The sequence below is a fragment of the Streptomyces fuscigenes genome, assembly GCF_021556455.1.
Taxonomy (GTDB): Bacteria; Actinomycetota; Actinomycetes; order Streptomycetales; family Streptomycetaceae; genus Streptomyces; species Streptomyces fuscigenes.
Genome location: NZ_JAKGCV010000526.1, coordinates 1 through 3421 on the forward strand (window position 1 = coordinate 1; position 3421 = coordinate 3421).

Sequence of the window (3421 nt, forward strand, 5' to 3'; positions counted from 1 at the left end):
CGTGGTCCGCGGGGCGGGCCCGGCGGCCGGCGGGGCGGGCCCGCCCGGCCGGGACAGCCCCGGTCAGGCGCTGCGCAGCGGGCGCAGGGCCGCCTCGTTGCGGACGAGTTCGTCGAACATGGCCTTCGCGGAGCCCTCGAGCATCTCGTTCGGCGTGAAGGCGGCCTCGTCGTCCAGGAACTGCTGGACGAACGGGATGGAGACGGCCTCGAAGACCGGCGTCATCTTGAGGGTGGTGACGACCTGCTTGATCATCTGGGCGGCCCGCGTGCCGGCCGCGACGCCGCCGTAGCTGACCAGGCCGACGGGCTTGTAGCGCCATTCGCCGTGCAGGAAGTCGAGCGCGTTCTTCAGCTCGGCGTTGTAGCCGTAGTTGTACTCGGGCATGACGAAGACGAAGGCGTCGCAGGGCTCGACGCGGGCGCTCCAGTCGCGGGTGTGCTGGTGCGTGTACTGCCCGAGCCGCGGGTGGTTGGGCTCGTCCATGAACGGCAGGCCGACCTCGGCGAGGTCGATCAGGTCCACCTCGTCGAAGCCCGCGTGCGCCCGGGCCTCCTTCTCCACCCACTGGGCCACGGGCAGACCGACCCGTCCGGGGCGGGTGCTCGCGATGATGATCCCCAGCTTCGGCATACGTGCTCCTCGGTTGCGTGCGCGGTGGCGGGCGGGGCCGCGCGCCGCGGGCGATGACGATTGCGTCGACTCCACTTGTTGCGAGTTCAACTAGTGTACGCGCGCCGAATGCCGCCGTGAACCCCCTGTTTCCCGCGGCGAACACCCGTTCGCGCCGTGAACTCCCCGCTCAGGAGGACGTGACGGGCAACACGTCGGGCGAGAGCGTCCCGGCCTTCGCGGTGGCGGCCGTGGTGCGGCGGCGGTGGTGGCGCCGGCAGAGCACCTCGTAGCCGACCTCGCCGGCGGGGCGGTCCACGTCCCCGACCACGACCTGCGCGCCCTCGACGACCATCACGCCGCCCACCGTGCGGGCGTTGTGGGTGGCGCGGGCCCCGCACCAGCACAGCGCCTCCACCTGCAGCGCCTCGACCCGGTCCGCGAGTTCGATCAGCCGCTGGGAGCCGGGGAAGAGCTTCGTGCGGAAGTCCGTGGTGATGCCGAAGGCGTGGACGTCGAGTTCCAGGTCGTCCACGATCCGGGCGAGCTGGTCGATCTGACCGGGCAGCAGGAACTGGGCCTCGTCCACGATCACGTAGTCGACCCGGCCGCCCCGCGTGATCAGTTCGACCACGTGCGCGTACAGGTCCATGTCCTCGACCGCCTCCACGGCGTCGGTGACGAGGCCCAGGCGCGAGGAGAGCTTGCCCTCCCCCGCCCGGTCGTCCCGCGTGAAGATCACGCCCTGGAGGCCGCGGGCCGAGCGGTTGTGGCCGATCTGGAGAGCCAGGGTGCTCTTTCCGCAGTCCATCGTTCCGGAGAAGAACACCAGCTCAGGCATGGGGGGAGGGAAACCTTTCGGGGACGGGCGGGCTCGTGCGCGGCCGGCGGGCGCACCCGCCGTTTTCGGGCGCGGGCCGGACGCGCGGCTCTAGGAGCGTACTTCGAGGAGGGGGACCAGCTGCTCGACAGGGGTCATCGAGCCGTGCATGCCGACCATGGCCGACTCGCGCGGTTCGCGCTCGGACGCCGTCACCACGACGTCGTCGCGCGCCGCCGCCACCACGTCGCCGATGCGGCCGTGGGTGCGCGCCTCGACGGCGGCCGGAGGGCCGAACCACCCGGCGGCGATCGCCTCGTCCCGGCTCGCCACCCAGAACTGCTCGCCGAGCACGTCGCGCCAGACGGCGAGCACGTCGGCCGCCGCGCCGGGCACCGCGTAGACGTGGCGCGCCCTGCCCTCGCCGCCGAGGAGCGCGACGCCCGCGCGCAGCGCCCAGTCCTCGTCGAAGTCGATGCGCGAGTCCTCGTCGAACGGGATGTCGATCATGCCGTGGTCGGCGGTGACGTACAGGGCCGAGCGGGGCGGCAGTTGCTCGGCGAGCCGGCGGGCGAGTTCGTCCACGTACCTCACCTGCCCGCGCCAGGCGTCCGAGTCCATGCCGAAGCGGTGGCCCTTGCTGTCGACCTCGCTGTAGTACGTGTAGACCAGCGAGCGGTCACCGGCGGCGAGCTGCTCGGCGGCGAGGTCGACGCGCTCCTCCCCCGCGAGCCTGCCGCGGAACGTCCCCCCGCTGAGCGCGATCTGCGTGAGCGGCGTGGACTCGAACGCAGGGGACGAGACCTGGGCGGTGTGCACGCCCGCCGCGTGCGCGGCCCGGAAGACGGTGGTGTGCGGCTGCCAGGCGTGCGGTTCCGTCCACGGCTTCCAGCGCAGCTGGTTCATCAGCGCGCCCGTCGCCGGGTCGCGGACCGTGTAGCCGAGCAGCCCGTGCGCGCCGGGCACCGTGCCCGTGCCGACGGACGCGAGCGAGGTGGCGGTCGTGGAGGGGAAACCCGCGGTGAGGGGACGGCCGCTGCCCCCGCGCGAGGTGCCGAGGAGCGAGTGCAGGAACGGCGCCTCGTCGGGGTGCGCCGAGATCTGCTCCCAGCCGAGGCCGTCGATCAGGAAGACGCAGTTGCGGTCGGCGGGGGCCAGCTCGGGGAGGGTGGCGGTGAAGCCGGGCACGCCCTGCCCCGCGACGAGGGTGGGCAGCAGGTCGGCGAGCGATCCCGACCCGTACGCGGGCAGCGGCGCCGTGGCGGGATCCAGCGGCCCGGACTCGCCCGCGGCGTCCGGCCGTTGCGCGCGGTCGGTCATGCGCGGCCGGTCGCCGGGTTCGCCGTGGCCTCGGACAGCGCCTGCGCGAAGGCGAGGGTCTCCTTGACGGCGTCGATGCCGTCGCCCGCCTCGCTCACCCGCAGACTCAGGTCGTCGGCGGTGGAGTTGCCCGTGTAGCCGTGGTCCGCCTCGCAGTTGGGGTCTCCGCAGGCGGCGGGCTCCAGGTCGATGCGGGAGACGGCTCCCCAGCCGATGGTCAGGACGACCTCGCGGGGCAGCGAGCCGGGGGTGTACGACTCGGGGTTGGAGACGACCCGGCTGACCACGACGGAGGAGATCCGGTCCCGCTTCACGGACTCGGTGGACGTCGTCGCGTAGGGCGTGGGCGAGTCCGAGTCGGCGGCCTGCTCGTCGGTGTGGCTGACGATGAACCGGTGCTCGGTCAGTACGAGGACGGTGACGTGCCGGCGCACCTCGTTGGAGTCGAACGTGGTCTCCTGGTGCACCAGGTACGACGCGATCCGCTCGCTGCCGACGGCGGCCTCCACCGCCTCGGCCACGAGTGCGGGGTAGTAGCCGCTGCGCTCGATCGCCGTGCGCAGCCCCTGGGTCGTCGTGCCGGTCTTCGCCATGCGCCCATCCTACGGGGGCCGCAGCGGCGCCGGAGCACCGCGCGGCCCGGCCGGGGGCGGGTCCCCGGCGGGCCCG

General features: G+C 73.2%; 4 protein-coding genes. All 4 read right to left on the reverse strand.

Annotated elements, in window-relative coordinates; genetic code table 11:
* Positions 1–63 precede the first annotated feature (63 nt).
* Positions 64–633, reverse strand: a complete 570-nt coding sequence (locus L1885_RS25715; RefSeq protein WP_235799558.1) for an NADPH-dependent FMN reductase — start codon at positions 631–633, stop codon at positions 64–66.
* Positions 634–802: 169 nt separating this feature from the next.
* On the reverse strand, positions 803–1453 hold the full coding sequence (locus L1885_RS25720) for a thymidine kinase (protein ID WP_235799559.1): 651 nt from the start codon (positions 1451–1453) through the stop codon (positions 803–805).
* A 90-nt stretch (positions 1454–1543) separates the two neighbouring features.
* Entirely contained in the window at positions 1544–2752 is a 1209-nt protein-coding gene (locus L1885_RS25725) for an alkaline phosphatase family protein (RefSeq protein ID WP_235799560.1), read from the reverse strand.
* On the reverse strand, positions 2749–3345 hold the full coding sequence (locus L1885_RS25730; protein WP_235799561.1) for a DUF5998 family protein: 597 nt from the start codon (positions 3343–3345) through the stop codon (positions 2749–2751). The genes L1885_RS25725 and L1885_RS25730 overlap by 4 nt, the downstream gene beginning before the upstream one ends.
* Positions 3346–3421 lie beyond the last annotated feature (76 nt).

What these genes read in the sequence shown, in the direction of transcription:
- L1885_RS25730 (WP_235799561.1), bottom strand. Translation starts at nt 3,345, where the DNA reads ATGGCGAAGACCGGCACGACGACCCAGGGGCTGCGCACGGCGATCGAG.
- L1885_RS25720 (WP_235799559.1), bottom strand. Translation starts at nt 1,453, where the DNA reads ATGCCTGAGCTGGTGTTCTTCTCCGGAACGATGGACTGCGGAAAGAGC.
- L1885_RS25725 (WP_235799560.1), bottom strand. Translation starts at nt 2,752, where the DNA reads ATGACCGACCGCGCGCAACGGCCGGACGCCGCGGGCGAGTCCGGGCCG.
- L1885_RS25715 (WP_235799558.1), bottom strand. Translation starts at nt 633, where the DNA reads ATGCCGAAGCTGGGGATCATCATCGCGAGCACCCGCCCCGGACGGGTC.